At 61.1% G+C, this 21865-nt stretch carries 18 protein-coding genes; 12 read left to right on the forward strand and 6 right to left on the reverse strand.

Going from position 1 to position 21865, the window contains the following annotated elements; genetic code table 11:
- Window positions 1-22: 22 nt before the first annotated feature.
- From ACM6IP_RS02695 to ACM6IP_RS02715, 5 genes are all read left to right on the forward strand, one after another.
- Entirely contained in the window at window positions 23-1207 is a 1185-nt protein-coding gene (locus ACM6IP_RS02695) for an MFS transporter (protein WP_414860907.1), read from the forward strand.
- Between the two features lie 149 nt (window positions 1208-1356).
- On the forward strand, window positions 1357-3039 hold the full coding sequence (locus tag ACM6IP_RS02700; protein ID WP_414860908.1) for a fatty acid--CoA ligase: 1683 nt from the start codon (window positions 1357-1359) through the stop codon (window positions 3037-3039).
- 337 nt (window positions 3040-3376) lie between these two features.
- On the forward strand, window positions 3377-5251 hold the full coding sequence (locus ACM6IP_RS02705; RefSeq protein ID WP_159997923.1) for a DUF1302 domain-containing protein: 1875 nt from the start codon (window positions 3377-3379) through the stop codon (window positions 5249-5251).
- A 27-nt stretch (window positions 5252-5278) separates the two neighbouring features.
- Window positions 5279-6643 (forward strand): DUF1329 domain-containing protein, encoded by a 1365-nt coding sequence (locus tag ACM6IP_RS02710; RefSeq protein ID WP_095168970.1) that lies wholly within the window; start codon window positions 5279-5281, stop codon window positions 6641-6643.
- Window positions 6644-6866: 223 nt separating this feature from the next.
- Window positions 6867-9605 (forward strand): LuxR C-terminal-related transcriptional regulator, encoded by a 2739-nt coding sequence (locus ACM6IP_RS02715; RefSeq protein WP_414860909.1) that lies wholly within the window; start codon window positions 6867-6869, stop codon window positions 9603-9605.
- Between the two features lie 15 nt (window positions 9606-9620).
- On the opposite strand, the gene ACM6IP_RS02720 is transcribed toward ACM6IP_RS02715, so the two are convergent.
- Window positions 9621-10541: a LysR family transcriptional regulator gene (locus tag ACM6IP_RS02720; protein ID WP_095168968.1), complete on the reverse strand. Its 921-nt coding sequence runs from the start codon at window positions 10539-10541 to the stop codon at window positions 9621-9623.
- A gap of 233 nt (window positions 10542-10774) precedes the next feature.
- Here ACM6IP_RS02720 and ACM6IP_RS02725 point away from each other — a divergent pair, with 233 nt between their 5' ends.
- Both ACM6IP_RS02725 and ACM6IP_RS02730 read left to right on the forward strand, forming a co-directional pair.
- Entirely contained in the window at window positions 10775-12145 is a 1371-nt protein-coding gene (locus tag ACM6IP_RS02725; protein ID WP_414860910.1) for an aspartate aminotransferase family protein, read from the forward strand.
- A 151-nt stretch (window positions 12146-12296) separates the two neighbouring features.
- A complete protein-coding gene (locus ACM6IP_RS02730) occupies window positions 12297-12797 on the forward strand; it encodes a methylated-DNA--[protein]-cysteine S-methyltransferase (protein WP_159997915.1) in 501 nt (166 codons plus the stop codon).
- A gap of 28 nt (window positions 12798-12825) precedes the next feature.
- Here ACM6IP_RS02730 and ACM6IP_RS02735 read toward each other — a convergent pair whose 3' ends face one another.
- Window positions 12826-13032: a DUF6434 domain-containing protein gene (locus ACM6IP_RS02735; RefSeq protein WP_414860911.1), complete on the reverse strand. Its 207-nt coding sequence runs from the start codon at window positions 13030-13032 to the stop codon at window positions 12826-12828.
- Window positions 13033-13166: 134 nt separating this feature from the next.
- Here ACM6IP_RS02735 and ACM6IP_RS02740 point away from each other — a divergent pair, with 134 nt between their 5' ends.
- Both ACM6IP_RS02740 and ACM6IP_RS02745 read left to right on the forward strand, forming a co-directional pair.
- Window positions 13167-13811: an MBL fold metallo-hydrolase gene (locus ACM6IP_RS02740; RefSeq protein WP_095168964.1), complete on the forward strand. Its 645-nt coding sequence runs from the start codon at window positions 13167-13169 to the stop codon at window positions 13809-13811.
- 115 nt (window positions 13812-13926) lie between these two features.
- Window positions 13927-14655, forward strand: a complete 729-nt coding sequence (locus tag ACM6IP_RS02745; protein WP_095168963.1) for an OmpA family protein — start codon at window positions 13927-13929, stop codon at window positions 14653-14655.
- A gap of 164 nt (window positions 14656-14819) precedes the next feature.
- Here ACM6IP_RS02745 and ACM6IP_RS02750 read toward each other — a convergent pair whose 3' ends face one another.
- On the reverse strand, window positions 14820-15254 hold the full coding sequence (locus tag ACM6IP_RS02750) for a YhcB family protein (protein ID WP_095168962.1): 435 nt from the start codon (window positions 15252-15254) through the stop codon (window positions 14820-14822).
- Window positions 15255-15400: 146 nt separating this feature from the next.
- Between ACM6IP_RS02750 and ACM6IP_RS02755 the strand changes: the two genes are divergently transcribed.
- The 3 genes from ACM6IP_RS02755 to zapE all read left to right on the forward strand — a co-directional run bounded on the left by ACM6IP_RS02755 (window position 15401) and on the right by zapE (window position 18595).
- Window positions 15401-16030, forward strand: coding sequence for an alpha/beta hydrolase (locus ACM6IP_RS02755; RefSeq protein ID WP_159997911.1), 630 nt, complete (start codon window positions 15401-15403; stop codon window positions 16028-16030).
- A gap of 24 nt (window positions 16031-16054) precedes the next feature.
- Complete coding sequence (locus tag ACM6IP_RS02760) at window positions 16055-17410, forward strand: tryptophan--tRNA ligase (RefSeq protein ID WP_414860912.1); 1356 nt, start codon at window positions 16055-16057, stop codon at window positions 17408-17410.
- 90 nt (window positions 17411-17500) lie between these two features.
- Window positions 17501-18595 carry a cell division protein ZapE gene (gene zapE / locus ACM6IP_RS02765; RefSeq protein WP_095168959.1) on the forward strand — a complete coding sequence of 365 codons (1095 nt, stop codon included), beginning with the start codon at window positions 17501-17503 and terminating at the stop codon, window positions 18593-18595.
- Between the two features lie 92 nt (window positions 18596-18687).
- Here the strand turns inward: zapE and ACM6IP_RS02770 are convergent, their stop codons facing one another.
- The 3 genes from ACM6IP_RS02770 to ACM6IP_RS02780 form a co-directional block, all read right to left on the reverse strand.
- Window positions 18688-19671, reverse strand: a complete 984-nt coding sequence (locus ACM6IP_RS02770) for an asparaginase (protein WP_095168958.1) — start codon at window positions 19669-19671, stop codon at window positions 18688-18690.
- A gap of 77 nt (window positions 19672-19748) precedes the next feature.
- Entirely contained in the window at window positions 19749-20942 is a 1194-nt protein-coding gene (locus tag ACM6IP_RS02775) for a hypothetical protein (protein WP_095168957.1), read from the reverse strand.
- Window positions 20943-20958: 16 nt separating this feature from the next.
- The gene (locus tag ACM6IP_RS02780; RefSeq protein ID WP_095168956.1) at window positions 20959-21846 is read right to left on the reverse strand and encodes a nitrilase family protein; all 888 of its coding nucleotides are present in this window, start codon (window positions 21844-21846) and stop codon (window positions 20959-20961) included.
- Window positions 21847-21865 lie beyond the last annotated feature (19 nt).

Genomic DNA, 21865 nt, shown 5'->3' on the forward strand with positions numbered 1-21865 from the left:
CCTCAACGAATAGTGTGCCGCCATGCATCAACCCAGAAATGTCATCCGCTACATCAACGCCGCCCATGTGATCGACCACATGTTCATGCTGATTTTCCCCGCCGCCGTGCTGGGCATGACCGAGGTCTTCGGCCTGGACTACGCCGCCATGATCGGCCTGTCCCTGGGCGGGTTCATTGCCTTTGGTGCCTGCTCGCTGCCGGCGGGTTGGCTGGGCGACCACTGGAGCCGACGCCAGATGATGCTGGTGTTTTTCTTCGGGATTGGCGCCTCGGCGATTTTCACCGGTCTGAGCAGCTCTGCGCCGATGCTGGTCCTGGGGTTGACGCTTATGGGGGTGTTTGCCGCGATTTATCACCCGGTTGGCACTGCAATGCTGGTGGCCTACGCCCAGAACCGAGGCCGGGAAATTGGCATCAACGGCATGTGGGGCAATCTGGGGGTGGCGTTTTCGGCCTTGGTCACCGGTTTGCTGGTGGCGCAGTTTGGCTGGCGTTCGGCGTTTATCCTGCCGGGTGTCGCCGCCATCGCCCTGGGCATCGGCTTTGCCTTGCAGGTACGCGAGGAGCCGATTCCCGTGCGCGCCCATGCCCCTCTCAAGGGCGCCGCGGGCCAGCGGATCTCCATGGTCATGGTGTTCGGGGTACTGGCCCTGGCTACCGCCACGGGTGGCGTGGTGTTCAATGCCACGACCATGACCTATCCGAAGTTGTTCCAGGAACGCCTGCATGACCTGTTCGCCTCACCGCAAACCCTTGGGGTGGTGGTCAGCCTGGCTTACGCCTTTGGCGCGGTGGCGCAGTTGAGTATCGGTCGGGTGTTGCATCGCTTCAGCCTGAAATGGCCGTTCATGCTCCTCACCCTGTGCCAGGCCCCGCTGTTGTTTGCCATGGCTTATGTCGAGGGCTCGGCCGTCATAGTGCTGGGTGCCGCCTTCATGTTCGTGGTGTTCGGGCAGGTCACGGTGAATGACGCGATGGTCGCCAACTTCGTTGCGCCGCAATGGCAATCGCGGGTGTTCGCCTTGCGCTACTGCCTGTCCTTCGGTGCCAGCGCCACGGCCATCCCACTGATTGCCTTTGTCGAGCCCCGCCAGGGTTTTGTCGGGCTGTACCTGATCCTGGCCGGTTTTGCTGCTTTGACCTTCCTCTCGGCGCTGATATTCCCACGCACACCGGCCGAGGCAGCAGTAGGACAAGCGGCCTGACGGAGGGCGTCTTTTCCACAGCGGTGCTGGCTTAGAGCCAGCATTTGCCCTGTTCTCAAATCATTCCTTTGGCTGATTTAGCGCGCGTCCAGGCTGACTAAAGTGCAGTCTTTACGCCAAGACCGTGCAGTCAGATGAAAGGGATGCTTATGTTGCAGACTCGCGTTATTCCGCCAGCCGAAGGTGCTTATCGATACCCGCTGTTGATCAAGCGATTGCTGATGTCGGGCAGTCGGTATGAGAAAACCCGCGAGATTGTCTACCGCGACCAGTTGCGCTACAGCTATCCGACCCTGATCGAGCGCGTCGCGCGGCTGGCCAACGTGCTGACGGCGGCAGGGGTCAAGGCCGGTGATACCGTGGCGGTGATGGACTGGGACAGCCATCGTTACCTGGAATGCATGTTCGCCATCCCGATGATCGGCGCGGTGATCCACACCATCAACGTACGCCTGTCGCCTGAGCAGATCCTCTACACCATGAACCACGCCGAGGACCGCTTCGTGCTGGTCAACAGTGAGTTCGTCGGGTTGTACCAGGCCATCGCCGGGCACCTGACCACGGTGGAGAAAACCCTCCTGCTCACCGACTTGCCGGAAAAGACTGCCGAGCTGCCAAACCTGGTGGGTGAGTACGAGCAACTGCTGGCGGGGGCGAGCCCGCAGTACGATTTCGCCGACTTCGATGAGAACTCGGTAGCGACTACCTTCTACACCACTGGCACCACCGGCAACCCCAAGGGGGTGTACTTCACCCACCGGCAACTGGTGCTGCACACCATGGGCGTGTCGACGATCATGGGCAGCATCGACAGCGTGCGCCTGCTGGGGACCAACGATGTGTACATGCCCATCACCCCGATGTTCCACGTCCACGCCTGGGGCCTGCCTTATGTGGCCACCATGCTTGGCCTCAAGCAGGTCTACCCTGGCCGTTACGACCCGGAATACCTGGTGGAGCTGTGGCGCAAGGAAAAAGTCAGCTTCTCCCACTGCGTACCGACCATCCTGCAAATGCTGCTCAACTCCAAGGCGGCGCAAAACACCGATTTTGCGGGCTGGAAAATCGTCATTGGCGGCAGCGCGCTGAACCGTGCGCTGTACGAAGCGGCCAAGGCCAAGGGGATTCAGCTCACTGCGGCCTACGGCATGTCGGAAACCGGGCCGCTGGTGTCCTGTGCCCACCTCAACGATGAGTTGATGGCCGGTACCGAGGACGAACGCACCACCTACCGAATCAAGGCCGGGGTGCCGGTGCCATTGGTGGAAGCGGCAGTAATCGACGCCGAGGGTAACTTTCTGCCGGCCGATGGCGAGTCCCAGGGCGAGTTGGTGCTGCGCGCACCGTGGCTCACCGAAGGTTATTTCAACGAGCCGCAGAAGGGCGCAGAACTCTGGGCCGGGGGCTGGCTGCATACCGGGGACGTCGCGACCCTGGACAGCATGGGAGTGATCGACATCCGCGACCGGATCAAGGACGTGATCAAGACCGGCGGCGAGTGGATCTCGTCCCTGGACCTCGAGGACTTGATCAGCCGGCACGTGGCGGTACGCGAAGTAGCAGTAGTGGGCATTCCCGATCCGCAGTGGGGAGAGCGCCCGTTTGCCTTGTTGGTGATCCGTGAAGGCCACGTGATTGGGGCCAAGGAACTCAAGGAGCACCTCAAGCCATTCGTCGAATTGGGCCACCTGAGCAAGTGGGCCATCCCGAGTCAGATCGCCCTTGTTACGGAAATTCCCAAGACCAGTGTCGGCAAGCTCGACAAGAAACGCATTCGCCTCGACATCACACAGTGGCAGGCCAACAACAGCACCTTCCTGTCGACGCTTTAAGTCTCCTGTGTCGTGCCCGAAAGGGCACGACACGCCCACCAAGCAAGCGCTTGGCTTGTTAATTCCGAATTTTCAGCCATCCTTGCCGTGCCGGCATCTGCCGGACTGGCAGAAGGACCGTTCCAGAGTGGTTGGGGGCTGCAAATCACACTTTAGAGGGATCAAGCAGTACAGCCTGCTGGATATAGTCCGTTCAAGGATTTTTAAGAGCGAGACGCACGCACGAACAGGGGCGATGCAACTTTGGATGACTTCGCGAGCGCATGGCTCACTGTCCTCCAGAGCGTTTTTAAAAGTGCTCACTGCCATAACAATAAAAGCACATGGAGTAGCGTCGATGACATCAGTAAACCAGTTCTGGCGCCGGGCGAAACTGCCCTTGGCGGTCAGTCTCGCCTCTACGCTCGCCGGGCCTGCATTCGGCGTCAGTTTCAACGTTGGTGAAATCGAAGGTCAATTCGACTCGTCCCTCTCGTTGGGCATGAGTGTGTCGACCCAATCGCCAAATAAGAACCTCATCGGCGTCAACAACGGTGGGCACGGTCTGTCCCAGACCTCCGATGACGGCCACTTGAACTTCAAGAGCGGGCAAGCGTTCTCGAAGATCTTCAAAGGCATTCATGACCTTGAACTGAAGTACGGTGACACCGGCGTGTTTGTCCGGGGCAAGTACTGGTATGACTTCGCGCTGCAGAACGAAGAGCTGGAATTCAAGGACGTCAGCAACGACAACCGCAAGGAAGGCGCCAAGTCCTCCGGCGGGCAGATCCTCGACGCCTTCGTCTACCACAACTACGCGATTGCCGATCAGCCGGGCTCCGTGCGTCTGGGCAAACAGGTGGTCAGTTGGGGTGAAAGTACCTTCATCGGCGGCGGCATCAACTCCATCAACCCGATCGATGTGTCCGCATTCCGTCGTCCGGGTGCCGAGATCAAGGAAGGCCTGATCCCGGTCAACATGTTCTACGTGTCCCAGAGCCTGACCGAAAACCTCTCGGCCGAGGCGTTCTATCAACTGGAATGGGACCAGACCGTTGTCGATAACTGCGGCACCTTCTTCTCCCAGCCGGACATCGTCGCCGACGGTTGCGACAACAACCTGCGCGTACTGAACAAGCGCTCGACCATTCCGGCCATCGCCCTGGGGCCATTGGCTGCGAACGGTGTCGACGTCAATGAGGAAGGTGTGCTGGTGCGCCGCGGTCCGGACCGTGATGCACGGGACAGCGGCCAGTGGGGCGCGTCCTTCAAGTACATGTTCGATCCGCTGGACACCGAGTTCGGTGCCTATTTCATGAACTACCACAGCCGTGCGCCGATCTTCAGCGCCACGGGGGCCTCGCAGTCGGTCTACAACACCGCCGCGTCGTTGCCGGGGCCATTCGCTGCGCTCGGGCCACTGCTGGTGGCGGGCAACTCGCAGTACTTCGTCGAATACCCTGAAGACATTCGCCTCTACGGCCTGAGCTTCTCCACCACCTTGCCTACCGGCACGGCGTGGCAAGGTGAATTGAGCTACCGTCCGAATGCACCGGTACAACTCAACTCCACCGACATCCTGTTCGCCGGGGTTCGTCCATTGGGCGGCGCGCTGGCCAACGCTTCGCTGCTGTCGGCAGCACCGGGTTCCGACCTGCACGGCTATCGCCGCAAGGAAGTGACCCAGTTCCAGACCACCCTGACGCACTTCTTTGACCAGGTGATGGGCGCCAGCCGCTTGACTGTGGTCGGTGAAGTCGGCGTGACTCACGTCGGTGGGCTGGAAAGCACCTCCGATGTCCGTTACGGCCGTGACCCGGTCTATGGTCCGGGCGAACTGCCAGGTGCTTCCTGCGAATTCCTCAACGGCCGGACCATCGCCGGTGCCGGTCCAGGGACCGCCACCAATAACGCGACCCGCAATTGCAACGATGAAGGTTTCACCACGCCAACCTCCTGGGGCTACCGTGGTCGTGCGATCTGGGATTACAACGACGTATTCGCCGGGGTCAACCTCAAGCCGAACGTGGCCTGGTCCCATGACGTCAGCGGCTACTCGCCTGGTCCTGGCGGCAACTTCGAGGAGGGTCGCAAGGCCGTCAGCCTGGGTCTGGATGCCGAGTACCAGAACACCTACACCGCGAGCCTGGCCTACACCAACTTCTTCGACGGCAAGTACACCACCGTGGATGACCGTGACTTCGTCGCGCTCAGCGTCGGCGTGAACTTCTAAGCACTGCTTCTTCAGGACGAACAAGAAATGAAAATAACCAAGAATCTGGTGTACGTCGCAGGACTGGGGCTTTCGTTGCTGGCGACCGGCGTCATGGGCGCCGTTCCGGCAGCCGAAGCCGATAAGCTGGGCAAGAGCCTGACGCCGATGGGCGCAGAAATGACCGGCAATGCCGACGGCTCGATTCCGAGCTGGAAACCCCTGGCCAAGAATGCCGGCACGGTAGACAGCAAGGGCTTCCTGTCCAATCCCTATGCCAGCGAGCAACCGCTGTTCACTATCACCGCGCAGAACGTCGACAAGTACAAGGAAAAGCTGGCGCCGGGCCAATACGCGATGTTCAAGCGTTACCCGGAAACCTTCAAGATGCCGGTGTACACCTCTCACCGTGGCGCCACCGTGCCGCCTGAAGTGTTCGCGTCCATCAAGCGCAACGCCACCAACACCACCCTTGTATCGGGTGGCAACGGCCTGGAAAACTTCGAAACGGCCGTGCCGTTCCCAATCCCGAAAACCGGTGTGGAAGTGATCTGGAACCACATCACCCGCTACCGTGGTGGCAGCGTGACCCGCCTGGTCACCCAGGCCACGCCGCAAGCCAACGGCTCCTACAGCCTGGTGTACTTCCAGGACCAGTTCGTGTTCCGCGACAAAATGAAGGACTACGACCCGAAAAACCCGGGCAACATCCTGTTCTACTTCAAGCAGAAAGTAACCGCGCCGGCGCGTCTGGCTGGTGGTGTGCTGCTGGTCCACGAGACCCTCGACCAGGTCAAGGAGCCGCGTTCGGCGTGGGTCTACAATGCCGGCCAGCGTCGTGTGCGCCGTGCCCCGCAAGTGTCCTATGATGGCCCGGGTACTGCAGCCGACGGCCTGCGGACCTCCGACAACCTGGACATGTTCAACGGTGCACCGGACCGCTACGACTGGAAGCTCGAAGGCAAGAAAGAGATGTACATCGCCTCCGACAGCTACAAGCTTGACGATCCTAAGCTCAAGTACTCCGACATCATCAAGGCCGGGCACATCAACCAGGACCTGGCCCGCTACGAGCTGCGCCGCGTGTGGCATGTGGTTGCGACCCTGAAGGAAGGCCAGCGTCACATCTACGCCAAGCGTGACTTCTACATCGACGAAGACACCTGGCAAGCCGCGGTAATCGACCACTACGACGGTCGTGGTCAACTGTGGCGCGTGGCCGAAGCCCATGCCCAGGACTACTACGACAAACAAGTGCCGTGGTATGCCCTGGAAACCCTCTACGACCTGCAGTCCGGCCGTTACCTGGCACTGGGCATGAAGAACGAAGAGAAACAGGCTTACGACTTCGGCTTCACCGCCACCACCAGCGATTTCACCCCGGCCGCACTGCGTCAGGAAGGTGTTCGCTAATACGCTGCACCAGAGGCCGCATCCTCGAAAAACGCCCCGACTGGTTCGGGGCGTTTTTTTTGCCTTGGATAAAGTGATCGACACCCACCGAATCGGTGACGACGCCAGAGGGCGCTCAGACTTTTTGTAGCCATTTGTAGCAATTGTCTTCAAACCCTGGCGGTTTGCCGCTAGTCTGCGGACATCTGCAATGCCGACAACAGCACTTCAATAAGAGTTGGCTATGACTGACCTGTTCCGAATCCACAGCCCTCCTGGCCCGGCCGTGCCGATGCTGGAAGGACGCTTTTACCGTCCCCCCTTGCCCGACGGCCACATCCTGCGGCCGCGGTTGTGCGAGCGGCTGAGTGCTGGTTTGACCGGGCGACTGCTGCTGGTCAGCGCCCCGGCCGGGTTTGGTAAAAGCTCACTGGCGGTGGAGTTCTGCCAGAGCCTGCCGGACCACTGGCAAAGCCTGTGGCTGGGACTCAGCCCGCGAGACAATGACCCGGGGCGTTTTCTCGAGCGGTTGCTCGAAGGCCTGCAGCACTATTTCCCTCGGCTGGGCGCCCAGGCCCTGGGCCTGCTGAAAATGCGCCAGCGTCATCAACCGTTCGCCTTCGAAGAGTGGCTGGACGGGCTGCTCGACGAACTGGCGGTCCAGCTCTCGCCCAGCGCCCCATTGTTGCTGGTGCTGGATGACTATCACCTGGCCCAGGGCCCGGTGCTGGACCGCTGCCTGCAGTTTTTCCTCAATCACCTGCCCGATGGCCTGCTGGTGCTGGTAACCAGTCGCCAGCGGCCAGACTGGCACCTGGCCCGTTTGCGCCTGTCGCGGCAATTGCTCGAACTGCACGAGCAGGACCTGCGCCTGACGCACGACGAATCCCTGGCCCTATTGAACCGGCACAGCAGTTCGCTGCGTGGCGAGGCGCTGGAAAGCCTGATTGAGCGCAGCGAAGGCTGGGTGGCGGGGCTACGCTTCTGGTTGCTCGCGGCGTCGGAAGCCGGCAATGGCGCGATACTGCCACCGCCACTGCACGGTGGTGAAGGGCTGATCCGCGACTACCTGCTCGAAGAAGTCATCGATTGCCTGCCCGCCGAGGTCCAGGCCTTCCTCTACGACACCGCGCCCCAGGAGCGCTTTTGCAGCGAACTGTGCGACGCGGTGCGCGAAGCCCACGACAGTGCGCAAATCCTGCGTTACCTGCTGTCCCACCAGGTGTTCCTGGTCCCGCTCGACGAGCAGGGGCACTGGTTCCGCTATCACCACCTGTTTTCCGACCTGCTGCGCAGCCGCCCGACCGTTAACGCCATGGTGCCCGTCGCCAGCCTGCACCTGCGGGCGTGTCGCTGGTTCAATGCCCAGGGCCTGCTTGACGAAGCCGTGGAGCAGGCCTTGCGGGCCGGGCACTTGGATGTGGCGGCGAACCTGGTGCAAAACCTGTCCGAAGAACAGCTGCTGGCCGAACAGAACGTCGGCATGTTGCTGCGCTGGAAAATGGACTTACCCGACAGCCTGCTGGTCAGCACCCCACGGCTGATCGTGCTGTACAGCTGGGCCCTGGGCCTGGCCTGCCAGCTGGATGCTGCGCAAGAGTTGGCCAGCCACCTCAGCCGGTTCCTGCCGGCGCCTTCGGCCACTGCGCAAAAATCCATGTTGGCGCAATGGTTGGCCTTGAGCGGGATCATCGCCCGTGGCCGCGGCCAGCGCGACTTGACCTTGCTGTACTGCACCGAGGCCCTGCAAAGCCTGCCGCACAAACGCTATGGCCAGCGGCTGATGTGCCTGTCGACCCTGTCCAACCTGGCCATCGCCGACGCCGACCTGTGGCGTGCCCGAGAGCTGAACCGCGAATCCCTGGAGCTGGCACAACGGGTCGGTAATCCCCTGTTCGAAGCGCTGGCCCATTACGACCGCGCCCGGGTGCTGCAGGCGCGAGGGGAAATCCTGCGTGCCCTGGACGAAGTCCACCAGGGCCAGCAACGCTTGCAGGGCCTGTCGCCGCAACGGCTGTATGCGGTGCGCGCGCGCCTGACCCTGTACGAAGGCTTCCTGCTGGTCCTGCGCCTGCAACCCGAACTCGGGCTCGCCCGCCTGCACGCCGGCCTGACGGAAGCACGGGCCTGCCGCGACATCAGCGTGCTGATCGGCCACAGTGTGATCGCCCGGCTGGAAGGCAGCCGGGGCGAGTTTGCCAAGGCGTTCGCCGAACTGGCCGAGGCCGAGCGGCTGATGCACATCTGGGACGTGCCGCCGATCTACTACCTGGCCATGCTGACCTTGGTCAAATGTGAACTGTGGCTGGCCCAGGGGCGTACCGACCTGGCCGGCGCCTGGCTGACACGCCTGGGCCAGACCTACAACGGCGAACAGGCCGCGGCGCCCCCCGAATTCCACCCGCAAATGCCCCTGCACATCGAGTTACAGCAAGCCCTGCTGGAGTCGATGCAAAACCAGCCGATGCTGGCCGAAGGGCGTCTCAATGTCTTGTTCGAGCATGGGCAAAAGAGTGGGCGGCAGATGCTCAGCGTGATGGCGCTGATTCAGAAAGTCAGCCTGTTGCTGGGCCATGGGCGCGAGCCAGAAGCACGTCGGGCCATGGCCCAGGCGTTCGAGGCCGCCAGCGGTGGCGTGTTGCAGCCTTTTGATGGGTTATTGCGCGAGCGACCGGACTGGCTGCGTGAGCAACTGGCCCACTGTCCACCCACGGCTCTGCGCCAGAGCCTGATGGAACACTTGCCTCACGTCGCGATTCGCGAAAGCGTTGAGAGCCAACCCGGCGGCGAAGCCCTCAGTGTTCGTGAGCAAGCGGTGCTGCAACTGATTGCCCGGGGCTGTTCGAACCAGGAAATCAGCGATCAGTTGTTCATCTCGTTGCACACGGTGAAAACCCACGCCAGCCACATCAACAGCAAGCTCGGCGTCGAGCGTCGCACCCAGGCCGTGGCCCGGGCGAAAGAACTGGGACTGTTGGCCTGACCAGGGCTCGTCACATCAGGCCGATCCCAGGGCCTTGGCCGTCAACTGCTCCCGGCAGTAATCGGCAAACAACTGCGCCGGCTTGGTCAATTGCCCGCGCTTGAGCCAGGCGGCCACCAACCCGGAACCGGTGACGTCTTCGACGATGTCCACGCACACCACTTTTTGTCCATCGTAGGTGCATTGCGAATGTGGCCGGGTGACCAGGATCGAAAAACCGAAACCTTGGCCGACCATGCCACGCACCATCTCGATCGAGGGTGAGCTGAAGGCGATTCGTGGGGTCAGCCCCAGCTCATCGAACAGGCTGACGAAGTAGGTCCGGCTCGGCTGCACATCCAGCAGAATCATCGGCTCCAGGCACAGGTCGCGCAGTGACACCTGGGCCTGCTGGGCGAAGCGGTGATCGGCCGGCAGCAGGGCATAAGGGCGTTGCGCCGGCATCAAGGGTTCGGTCTGGATGGTGCCATCCAGGTCGTGCTCATAGAGGATCGCCAGGTCAAAGGCGCCCGACGTCAGCCCCTGCACCAGCTCCTGCTGTTCGCCATCGCGGATGCGGATCTCCACCCCCGGGTACAGCGCTGAAAACCCGGCCATCAGTTGCGGCAGGTACAACGGTGCCACCGTCTCGAAGCAGCCGATGTCGATCTGCCCGGACACCACATCGTTGTCGGCCAGGGCGTTCTGCTCGAACTCCTTGGCCATGCGCAGCAGCTCCTGGGCCTTGCGATAGAAGCGTGCGCCGCTGGGGGTGAGGGAGACGCCCTGGGCGTGATGGCGGATCAGCAACTGCACCCCGAAGCTGTCTTCCAGGCCCTTGATGGCCGTGGAGATCGACGGCTGGGCGATGTACAGCTTGCGCGAGGCCTCGGCGACGCTGCCGCATTCCACGGTAGTGATGAAGTACTTCAGTTGACGCAGATTGTAGGCAGCCACGGCAAACCTCGGGGTGATGGGGCAGGTGTCGGTCTCGACCGCTGATCCCAAGCAATTTGCGCACCGCCCAGGTCCGCGTGGGCGACGATTGGGTCATGCCTGAACAATAACCACATGACGCGCGCATGGGGGAAATCGCTGCCCAGTTTTTTCATCGCCTGCGAACACATTTTTACTATTTTTGCCCTGCGGGTACCTGGGCCACTATCAATCACCACAACGGAGAACTGGCGATGACCACCCCACGTGAAACCCGCGACTACCAGGCCGCCGACGCTGCACATCACATCCACGCGTTCGTCGATCAGAAAGCCCTCAACGACGAAGGGCCGCGCGTGATGGTGCGAGGCGAGCGCCTGCACCTGTGGGACAACGACGGGCGGCGTTACCTGGATGGCATGTCGGGGCTGTGGTGCACCAACCTGGGCTATGGGCGCAAGGACCTGGCCGCCGCGGCGACCCGGCAACTCGAGCAGTTGCCGTACTACAACATGTTTTTCCACACTACCCACCCGCAGGTCATCGAGCTGTCGGAGCTGCTTTTCAGCCTGTTGCCGGGGCATTACAGCCACGCGATCTACACCAACTCCGGTTCCGAGGCCAACGAAGTGCTGATCCGCACCGTGCGCCGTTACTGGCAAGTGCTCGGCAAGCCCGAGAAGAAGGTGATGATCGGCCGCTGGAACGGTTATCACGGTTCGACCCTGGCGGCCACGGCGCTCGGCGGCATGAAGTTCATGCACGAGATGGGTGGCATGCTGCCGGACATCGCGCACATCGACGAGCCGTACTTTTTTGCCCATGAAGGCAACCTGACCCCGGCCGAATTTGGCCTGCGGGCGGCGCAACAACTGGAGGCCAAGATCCTCGAGCTGGGGGCCGACAAGGTTGCCGGATTCATCGCCGAACCCTTCCAGGGCGCGGGCGGGATGATCTTCCCGCCAGAGAGCTACTGGCCGGAAATCCAGCGCATCTGCCACCAGTACGACGTGTTGTTGTGTGCCGACGAAGTGATCGGAGGCTTCGGTCGCACCGGTGAATGGTTCGCCCATGAGCACTTCGGATTCGAGCCCGATACCCTGTCCATCGCCAAGGGCCTGACCTCGGGCTACATCCCCATGGGCGGGCTGATCCTGTCAAAAAAAATCGCCCAGGTGCTGGTGGAGCAGGGTGGGGTATTCGCCCACGGCCTGACCTATTCCGGGCACCCAGTGGCCGCCGCGGTGGCGATCGCCAATCTCAAGGCACTGCGCGATGAAGGAGTGGTCACTCGGGTCAAGGAGGACATCGGGCCTTACCTGCAACAGTGCCTGCGCGAGGTGTTCGGCCAGCACCCGCTGGTGGGCGATATCCAGGGCGTGGGCATGGTCGCGGCCTTACAGCTGGCCGAGGATCGGGGCAGCCGTAAACGGTTTGTCAACGAGAATGACATCGCCTGGCGCTGCCGAACCCTGGGCTTTGAAGAGGGAGTGATCATCCGCTCCACCCTGGGGCGCATGATCATGGCCCCGGCGTTGATCGCCAGCCGCGAAGAAGTCGACGAACTGGTCGCCAAGACACTGCGGGCACTGGATCGCACGGCGCAGGAGTATGGCCGGCTCTAACCCTTTCTGAAGGCCTTGTCGCGGGCCCCTGTCCGCCTGGAAAATTCAAACGCAAGAAACGTAGTTCTTGCGTTTGAACCCTGGATTACCCTGAATACGTTCTCTGACAACTCAACGACCGCACCTGAACAGTCGGATCCAGGAGTCACCCATGTCATACGTATTCAAACGGATGCCGTCACCGGTCGGCACCCTGACCCTGATCGCCAGCGGCGACAAACTCTGCGCGATCCTCTGGGAAAACGAACGCCTCAACCGCGTGCGCATCGGCCCGCTGCTGGAAGATATCCACAGCCCGCTGCTGCAGGAAACCGAACGCCAGCTGCAGCAGTACTTCGCCGGTGAGCGCGAGCACTTTGACCTGCAACTGGACTTTGTCGGCACCGAGTTCCAGCAAAAGGTCTGGCAGGCCCTGCTGACCATCCCCTTCGGCGAAACCCGCAGCTACAGCCAGATCGCCCAACAGATCGGCAGCCCCAAGGCCGTCCGCGCGGTGGGCGCCGCCAACGGCAAGAACCCGATCTCGATCGTCACCCCCTGCCACCGGGTAATTGGCGCATCAGGCAGCCTGACCGGGTTTGCCGGCGGCCTGGAAGCCAAGCAGTACCTGTTGGGGCTGGAGGGGAAGGAGACGTTGCAGTTGGCGTTTTGAGAGCGAGATTAGATACGCGGCCCTTCGGCTACGGTTGCCGACGCCGCCACTCATCGACCACATCGCCCAGGGTTGCAGGCGTTCCGCTGCGGATCCAGGCCATGAAATCGCGGTCGAAGCGGAAGTCTGGGCCGCAGTGCTCGTGCATGAAGCGACGGACGTTCTGGGTGTTTTTGTAGTGTTTGTCGAGCGGGGTTGCGGTTGTCAGTAAGTCGTTGTGCCAGTTGAACGTCATGGGTGTGTCCGTGTTGGGGCGGCAGTTCAGGCATTGGCGAATGCCAGGGCCGGGGGCGTTTTGTTACCGGCCTGCCATCGGCGATTGTGGCGGGCTGTGCCAGAATAGCCGATCCATTTTTTCCAGGAACATCCATGGACGCTGCCAAACCCGCGCTGATCCGCGAAACCTTCCCCGTCGGCCCTTTGCAGTGCAACTGCACGATCATTGGCGACCCGATCACCAAAAAGGCCATCGTCGTCGATCCGGGTGGCAATCATGAATTGATCCTGGCGCGCCTCGAGGCCCTGGGCCTGAAGGTGGTGAGCATCATTCATACCCATGCGCACCTGGATCATTTCCTGGCTTCGGGCCAGTTGAAGGAAAAAACCGGTGCTACCCTGCATTTGCACAAGGAGGATCAGTTCCTCTGGGACAACCTGGAGATGCAATGCCAGATGTTTCGCGTGCCCTATACCCCGGTGCCGTCTCCGGATCGCTGGCTGGATGATGATGAAGAGCTGGCGTGCGGCTGTGGTGTCGCGTTGCACACACCAGGTCACACACCGGGCTCCATGAGTTTCTGGTTTGCAGAGGCTAAGCTGCTGATAGCCGGCGACACCTTGTTTCGGCGTGGGGTAGGGCGCACGGATTTGTGGGGCGGTGACCAGGCGACTATCGTGCGCTCAATCAAGCAACGCCTGTACACCCTCGATGAAGAGGCGACGGTGGTCACCGGGCATGGTCCCGATACCCGCCTGGGCGACGAGATGCGTGAAAATCCGTTTGTCCGCGCCTAGGACAGCCGGTGTTACAGGTCGCCACGGAATTTTTGCCGGTTGCCGTGTTCCAACGCCCGCAGGGGTCCATTGCTATCGTCCGCTGCACCACAGAATGTAAAAGTAGGAGCTCTCCATGTTCACCTCGCGTCGTTTGATTATTGTCGCAACTGCCGTGGCCTTGTTGTCGGGCTGTGCGTCCCCTAACCCTTATGACAACCAGGGTCAGGCCGACGGTGGCTCCACGGGCATGAGCAAAACCGCCAAGTACGGTGGCTTGGGAGCCCTGGCTGGCGCCTTGGCGGGTGCTGCCATCGACCACAACAACCGTGGCAAGGGGGCGCTGATCGGCGCCGCCGTGGTCGGTGCTTCCGCCGCCGGTTATGGCTACTACGCCGACCAGCAGGAAAAGAAACTGCGCGCCAGCATGGCCAACACCGGGGTTGAAGTGCAGCGCCAGGGCGATCAGATCAAGCTGATCATGCCGGGCAACATCACCTTCGCCACCGATTCGGCGAACATTGCCCCAAGTTTCTACCAGCCGCTCAACAACCTGGCCGGCTCGCTGAAAGAGTTCAACCAGAACCAGATCGAAATCGTTGGCTACACCGACAGCACCGGCAGCCGCCAGCACAACATGGACCTGTCCCAGCGTCGTGCGCAAAGCGTCGCGACCTACCTGACGTCCCAGGGCGTCAGCGGTGCCAACCTGTCGGCACGTGGCGCAGGCCCGGACAACCCGGTTGCCAGCAACGGCGACGTCAACGGTCGGGCGCAGAACCGCCGTGTCGAGGTCAACCTCAAGGCAATTCCTGGCCAGCAGTATGGCGGCCAGCAGCAAGGGCAAGTGCAGCAGTACCCATGAACATCTGACTGAACCCCAGGTGTAAGAAAAGCCCGCCCGGTCCTGGTGACCGGGCGGGCTTTTTTATGGCCATTGACGGCCTCTCGTGGGCAAGACGCACAGGCACAAAAAAGCCCCCGGGCAATCACTGATCCGGGGGCTTTTGGCGATCGCCTGAAAGCGTATTACTTCTTCAGGCCGTAATGCTCATCGAGCATGCCCGGTGCGTTGGGCGTTTTTGGCGCGTAGTCGCGAGGTGGTTCCTGGTCGCGCGGTGGCGTCAGGCGTTCCCGTGGGGCCTGGGCGGCATCGGCGTGCAGCGCGGCCAGCAGGCGTTGGCGAGTCTGCTCGTCCAGGGCCAGGCGGTTGGCACCCTCGGCGAGGTGGTCTTGTACTTCCTGGTAGCTCTGGGTGAGTTTTTTCACCAGCGTTGCGGTGCTGTTGAAGTGGGTGACCACTTCATTCTGATAGCTGTCAAAACGTTCCTGAATGTCATCCAGCTGACGCTGCGTGCTGTTAGGCACGGCATTGGGCAGCAGACGCGCAACCAGGAATCCAATAGCGACACCGGCAACCAGGGCAAGAGTCGGCAACAACCAAACTAAGAGCGAGTGTTCCACGAGTCCTTCCTCTATAAACGGCTTTGCTTTACGTTAACGGCTCGGACCTGCGCTGTATACCGCGACGAGATCGCAATCATGCCAGGCGCAGACTTTTAGCTAGACGAGTCGACCCTTCGAGAGGTCACGGAGTTCCTTCCTTGCTTATGCGTGAAACCCCTGTAGAGATTGCTGGCCCGGTGGGTCAATTGGAAGCCTTGTACCTGGATTCCCCCGAACCACGTGGCCTGGCGCTGATCTGCCATCCCAACCCGGTGCAGGGCGGCACCATGCTCAATAAAGTGGTTTCGACCCTGCAGCGCACCGCGCGCGATGCCGGCTTTATTACTTTGCGATTCAACTACCGTGGAGTGGGTGCCAGTGCCGGCAGCCATGACATGGGCACTGGTGAAGTCGACGATGCCCAGGCGGCTGCCCAATGGCTACGGGCCCGGCACCCTGACTTGCCCCTGACCTTGCTCGGTTTTTCCTTCGGCGGTTTTGTCGCGGCCAGCCTCGGTGGGCGCCTGGAGGCCAAGGGCGAAACCCTGGCCCGGCTGTTCATGGTGGCACCGGCGGTGATGCGCCTGGGGGATCAGGACCCGTTGCCGCAGCACGGCGCCCTGACCCTGATCCAGCCGGAAACCGACGAAGTGATCGACCCGCAGCTGGTTTACGATTGGTCCGCGGCCCTTGATCGCCCCCATGAGCTGCTGAAAGTGGCAGAATGCGGACACTTTTTTCACGGCAAGCTGACCGATCTCAAGGATCTGCTGCTGCCGCGCCTTTCGAATTGATAGCAGTCTGATAAGCGATTACCCATGACTACTCGTACGCGCATCCTCACCGGCATCACCACCACCGGCACCCCGCACCTGGGCAACTACGCCGGGGCGATCCGCCCGGCGATCGTCGCCAGCCGCGACAGCAATGCCGATTCGTTCTATTTCCTGGCCGACTACCACGCCTTGATCAAGTGCGACGACCCGCTGCGTATCCAGCGCTCGCGCCTGGAAATCGCTGCGACCTGGCTGGCCGGTGGCCTGGATGTGGACCGGGTAACCTTCTACCGTCAGTCCGATATCCCGGAAATTCCTGAGCTGACCTGGCTGCTGACCTGCGTCGCGGCCAAGGGCCTGCTCAACCGTGCGCACGCCTACAAGGCGTCGGTGGACAAGAACCTGGAGACCGGCGAAGACCCGGACGCCGGCATCACCATGGGCCTGTACAGCTACCCGGTGCTGATGGCCGCGGACATCCTGATGTTCAACGCGCACAAGGTGCCGGTCGGCCGCGACCAGATCCAGCACGTGGAAATGGCCCGCGACATCGGCCAGCGCTTCAACCACCTGTTTGGCCAGGGCAAGGAGTTTTTCACCATGCCCGAGGCGCTGATCGAAGAAAGCGTCGCCACCTTGCCCGGCCTGGATGGGCGCAAGATGTCGAAAAGCTACGACAACACCATTCCGTTGTTCACCAGCGCCAAGGACATGAAGGATGCGATCTCGCGCATCGTCACCGACTCCCGCGCCCCGGGCGAAGCCAAGGACCCGGACAACTCGCACCTGTTCACCCTGTTCCAAGCGTTTGCCACTGCGGCCCAAGCCGCTGAGTTCCGCAGCGAACTGTTGCAGGGCCTGGGTTGGGGGGAAGCGAAAAATCGTCTGTTCCAGCTGCTCGACAGCGAACTGGGCGAGTCCCGCGAGCGTTATCACCAACTGATTGCGCGCCCATCGGACCTGGAAGACATCCTGCAGGTCGGTGCGAAAAAAGCCCGCGCCGTGGCCACCCCGTTCCTCAACGAACTGCGTGAGGCGGTCGGCCTGCGTTCTTTCGTCAATCAGACGCAAGTCGCTGCCAGCACCAAGAAAAAACCCGCCAAGGCCGCGCGTTTTGTCAGCTTCCGTGAAGACGACGGCAGTTTCCGCTTCCGTCTGCTGGCGGCCGATGGCGAGCAACTGTTGCTGTCGCGCAACTTTGCCGATGGCAAAGCCGCAGGGCAGGTGACCAAGCAGCTGCAATCCGGCCAGGCGCTGGATGTGCGCAGCGACGACCTGGGTTTCAGCGTCTGGCTCGAAGGCGCGTGCGTCGGCGACAGCCCGGCCTTTGCCGACAGTGCAGCGCGGGACCTGGCCATCGACGCCCTGCGGGTCGCTCTGACGCCAGTCCAGGAATAATCAGCGGCGCGGCCCGACCAAGGGCCGATTGCCATTCTTTCGGGCCGTCGCTACAGTGACGGCCCGTTTTTGTTGCCTTGCTAACGAATTATGACGCCCCTAGAACGATATCAAGCTGATCTCAAACGTCCGGAGTTCTTCCATGACGCCGCCCAGGAAACTGCCGTGCGTCATTTGCAGCGCCTGTACGACGACCTGGTTGCAGCCTCGCAGAACAAGCCGGGCCTGCTCGGCAAGCTGTTCGGCAAGAAAGACCAGGCGCCGGTCAAGGGCCTGTACTTCTGGGGCGGCGTAGGTCGCGGCAAGACTTACCTGGTCGACACCTTCTATGAAGCGCTGCCGTTCAAGGAAAAGACCCGGACCCACTTCCACCGCTTCATGAAGCGCGTGCACGAAGAGATGAAGACCCTCGGTGGCGAGAAGAACCCGCTGACCATCATCGCCAAGCGTTTTTCCAACGAGGCGCGGGTCATCTGCTTCGATGAGTTCTTCGTTTCCGATATCACCGACGCGATGATCCTCGGCACCTTGATGGAAGAGTTGTTCAAGAACGGCGTGACCCTGGTCGCGACTTCCAACATTGTGCCGGACGGCCTGTACAAGGACGGTCTGCAACGTGCGCGGTTCCTGCCGGCGATTGCGCTGATCAAGCAGAACACCGACATCGTCAACGTCGACAGCGGCGTCGATTACCGTCTGCGTCACCTTGAGCAGGCAGAGCTGTTCCACTTCCCGCTCGACGAAGCGTCCCACGAGAGCCTGCGCAAAAGCTTCCGCGCGCTGACACCGGAATGCACGGCTGCGGTCGAAAACGACGTGCTGATGATCGAGAACCGCGAGATTCGCGCCCTGCGTACGTGTGACGACGTGGCCTGGTTCGACTTCCGCGAACTGTGCGACGGCCCACGCAGCCAGAACGACTACATCGAACTGGGCAAGATCTTCCATGCCGTGCTGCTCAGTGGCGTGGAGCAGATGAGCGTTACCACCGACGACATCGCCCGACGTTTCATCAACATGGTCGACGAATTCTACGACCGTAACGTGAAACTGATCATTTCTGCCGAAGTCGAGCTCAAAGACTTGTACACCGGTGGTCGCTTGAACTTCGAGTTCCAGCGCACCTTGAGTCGCCTGCTGGAGATGCAATCCCACGAGTTCCTGTCGCGGGCGCATAAGCCGTAAGGTGTTTCGGAATATAAAAAAGGGCCTGCGATTGCAGGCCCTTTTTTGTCAGCGCAAATCCTCCGCCCACAGGTTTGTACATTGTTTTGAAGTCAAATATCTTCGTTGAGATACTGCGCAAGCTCGTGCTGCCGTTGGCAACCAAGCAGCAACCAAAGCAGAATTCTGGCTTTTCGCGGACATAGAAAACCCGCCATCGATGCCCCCTTGCGGATCAAGTCCATTTCACCACCGCCAAAACCGTAAGAGGCACGTGCGGTGGAGCCGGAGCCGGTTCGGGTCGCAATGATCACCGGGATTCGTTTGGCAATATGCTCAATCGTTGTCGCCCAGCGCTGCGAGATGTGGCCAGCGCCGAAACCGCCGATCACCAGCCCGTCGTAATCGAGTGCGAGAATATTTTCCAGTAGCAGGGTGTCGGCCGAAAGTGAGGCCTCAAGTAGTGCAACCTTCTGTGTGGTCCGTTGCGGCATCGGTAACACCGTGCGCGGCCCCGGCGGGCGCAGGTAGCGAACACGGTCTTCCACCAGTAGGCCCGCGGGCCCCACGACTGGAGAGGAAAACGCCTGCAATGCCAGCGAATCGGTTTTGCGTACGCTGCACGCTTGATGAATCTGTCCGTTCATTACGACCTGGACACCGCGCTGCCGGCTGTTCTGCGCCAAGGCAACGCGACATGCATCCAGTAGATTGGCCGGTCCATCGGCACCTGGCTGAGCTGCGGAACGCATGGCACCGGTCAGCACCAAGGGGGTGTCGTAGGGCCACAGGTAATCCAAAAACACCGCGGCTTCTTCGAGTGTGTCGGTGCCCTGGGTTATCACGACCCCAACGGCGCCCTGTTTGACCTGAAACTCAGCCCAGGACAATACGTTCAGCAAAAACTCGAAATCCAGGGACGCACTGGGCAGCAGGCCGAGGGTCTCGACGGTGACTCCGGCCAGTGTCGTCAGTTCCGGTATGGAAGTCAGCAGGGCTTCGCCGCTGACGGTCGGGATGACGCCTTCACCGGCATTGCTCGCTTGCATGCTTACCGTGCCGCCAAGTGCCGCGATGGACAGTTTGGGCAGGTCCATGGGATACCTCGCTTGTTTGTAATGAAAAGTGGCTGTATCCGCTATTGAGGCCGCGATACAGCCGAATGGCTGGGGCATTAATCAGCGATCAGAAAACCGATCAGCGGCACGATCAGCAGTGTACTGATGGCCATCGACAGTACATTGGCGATGTAGGCATGCATGTCGGCCGGTAATTTCCTGGCAATCACACAGGCCAGCGGTGGTGCGAGCAATGCCCCCAGCAGTGCACTTGAGACGATTATCTGCCAGCTGCCGCCATAGGCCAGGATCGCCGCGGGCACCACTGAAACCAGCGGGATGTAAGTGGGATACCAGCCGCGCAACATCCATTGTCGACGCCAGATCAGCACGCCGATGGCCGAGGCTAATGCCTGCGCGCCAATGATGTGCAGCAACAAGCCTGATCCGTACGCGGGGCTTGAAGGGTTCAAGCTGTACGCCAGCAGTGCACCCAGTATCAGGCCAAGGCTGGCCAGCTCATTGCCGAAGAACGGTGCTTCGGAAAAGTCCGCCAGAATCCGGCGCAGGCTCCAGATAACGCCATAGTCGGGCGCCTTGGCGGGGGCTATGGAGGCGGGTGGCGTTTGCGACGACCTGGATTTCACCAGGTTCGGCCAATAGCGGCAGAGCAGAAACGCCAGGACGCTGGCAACCGCCATGCCCAGCACATTGCCAATCACTGCAGGCAAGGCCAGGGGTTGGCACACGTAGTTGACGATCAGTAGGCACATCGGTGTGACGAGTACGGCGCCCATGAGTGCGCCGTTGATCGTGACCTTCCAGCCTCCACCAAACATCAGCACCATCGCCGCTGGCAGCGAGACGAATGCTACGAATGTGGGTTGCCAGGTTGTGGCTGTCACCGTCCAGCCCCACAGCAGATTGCTCAGCAGCAGCCCGAGCAACGAACTGGTGACTAGCCAGGGCCAAAGTCCCGTTCCATAGGAGATGGCAAACCCTTGCCAGGATTTCCCCGTTCGATTCGCCCAGTAAGCCAGATAAGCGCCCGCCAGCAGGCCGATCGAGGCGAACTCGTGCTTGTAGAAAGCCACCTCGCTGATGTCACCTAACACCCAACGCAACCAGGCACTCGGTTCGGGTAGCAGCGATACCATGTCGCCGTACCCGGGCCAATGCGCTCCCCAGAAAGTCCGGTTGCTGAAAGAAAGCCAGACGATCAGCAGTGTCGCGCCGATCATTAGCAGGGCGACGGCTGTATCAATCGGTGATTTGCGCGATGGTTGGTTTTTGTCGGTTGTAACTTCCATGCAATAGGCCTCCTGATCAACGTGGGAGGCAAGGGTGTTGGGTGTAGCCGAGCATCTGATCGTAAAGATCGGCCCGACGATCGCGATGCAGATCGTTCAGGTTGTTCCAGATGGGCGCACTGCGGGAGCTGGTCAGGTCGACATCGGCAAACAGGATTTCCTGCCTGTCTGCCGAAGCCACGGCGCCAATCGGCCAGCCGTTGGTTCCGGCAATCAGCGAGCAACCCAGATAGCGTGCGCCGCGCTCCTCGCCGATCCGGCTGGCGGCAGCGATAAACACGTTGTTGACGTGAGCGGCGGTCATCGTCAGATAAGACGCCATGCACTTACCGGCATCGTCGAACAGCGGCGGCGGTGTCCAGACCCAGTTGTTCAGGCTGCAAATGATGTCTGCGCCTTGTTGGGCGAGGATCCGTGGCACCTCCGGGAACCAGATGTCCCAGCAGATCAATAGCCCGATGCGGCCGATCGGTGTGTCGAAAACCGGGAAACCCAGGTCGCCGGGGGTGAACCAGAGCTTCTCCAGATTCCACAAATGGGCTTTGCGGTATTTGCCGATAAAACCATCTGGTCCCACCAGAACGCCGGTGTTGAAGAGTCGCATGCCGTCGCGTTCGGCGAGACCGGCCACGAGGTAAACGTTGTGCTCGCGGGCGAAGTCGATCCAGCTCTGCACGCTTGGCCCGTCAGGAACCGCTTCGGCATGGGCGAAGGCATCCTGTCGATTGCTGAAGAAATAGCCGGTATTGGAAAGTTCGGGCAGAACGATGAGATTCGCACCTCGGTTTACCGCTTCAAGCGCCAATTCCAGGCTGCGACGCAGATTACCTACACATTTTTCGATGCCGACTTGTGGATCGAATTGCACGACTGCTACACGAACAGGGCTTGTTGGCTCATTCATTTTCGTCGTTCCTCTTTTT

This window comes from Pseudomonas sp. IT-P176, from assembly GCF_949767245.1.
In the GTDB taxonomy this organism is placed as follows: domain Bacteria; phylum Pseudomonadota; class Gammaproteobacteria; order Pseudomonadales; family Pseudomonadaceae; genus Aquipseudomonas.

Coding starts and splice junctions, on each gene's coding strand:
- ACM6IP_RS02775 (WP_095168957.1), bottom strand. CDS start 20,942: ATGGAAGTTACAACCGACAAAAACCAACCATCGCGCAAATCACCGATT.
- ACM6IP_RS02725 (WP_414860910.1), top strand. CDS start 10,775: ATGACCACCCCACGTGAAACCCGCGACTACCAGGCCGCCGACGCTGCA.
- ACM6IP_RS02705 (WP_159997923.1), top strand. CDS start 3,377: ATGACATCAGTAAACCAGTTCTGGCGCCGGGCGAAACTGCCCTTGGCG.
- ACM6IP_RS02780 (WP_095168956.1), bottom strand. CDS start 21,846: ATGAATGAGCCAACAAGCCCTGTTCGTGTAGCAGTCGTGCAATTCGAT.
- ACM6IP_RS02710 (WP_095168970.1), top strand. CDS start 5,279: ATGAAAATAACCAAGAATCTGGTGTACGTCGCAGGACTGGGGCTTTCG.
- ACM6IP_RS02730 (WP_159997915.1), top strand. CDS start 12,297: ATGTCATACGTATTCAAACGGATGCCGTCACCGGTCGGCACCCTGACC.
- ACM6IP_RS02735 (WP_414860911.1), bottom strand. CDS start 13,032: ATGACGTTCAACTGGCACAACGACTTACTGACAACCGCAACCCCGCTC.
- ACM6IP_RS02770 (WP_095168958.1), bottom strand. CDS start 19,671: ATGGACCTGCCCAAACTGTCCATCGCGGCACTTGGCGGCACGGTAAGC.
- ACM6IP_RS02715 (WP_414860909.1), top strand. CDS start 6,867: ATGACTGACCTGTTCCGAATCCACAGCCCTCCTGGCCCGGCCGTGCCG.
- ACM6IP_RS02745 (WP_095168963.1), top strand. CDS start 13,927: ATGTTCACCTCGCGTCGTTTGATTATTGTCGCAACTGCCGTGGCCTTG.
- ACM6IP_RS02740 (WP_095168964.1), top strand. CDS start 13,167: ATGGACGCTGCCAAACCCGCGCTGATCCGCGAAACCTTCCCCGTCGGC.
- ACM6IP_RS02760 (WP_414860912.1), top strand. CDS start 16,055: ATGACTACTCGTACGCGCATCCTCACCGGCATCACCACCACCGGCACC.
- ACM6IP_RS02695 (WP_414860907.1), top strand. CDS start 23: ATGCATCAACCCAGAAATGTCATCCGCTACATCAACGCCGCCCATGTG.
- ACM6IP_RS02755 (WP_159997911.1), top strand. CDS start 15,401: ATGCGTGAAACCCCTGTAGAGATTGCTGGCCCGGTGGGTCAATTGGAA.
- ACM6IP_RS02700 (WP_414860908.1), top strand. CDS start 1,357: ATGTTGCAGACTCGCGTTATTCCGCCAGCCGAAGGTGCTTATCGATAC.
- zapE (WP_095168959.1), top strand. CDS start 17,501: ATGACGCCCCTAGAACGATATCAAGCTGATCTCAAACGTCCGGAGTTC.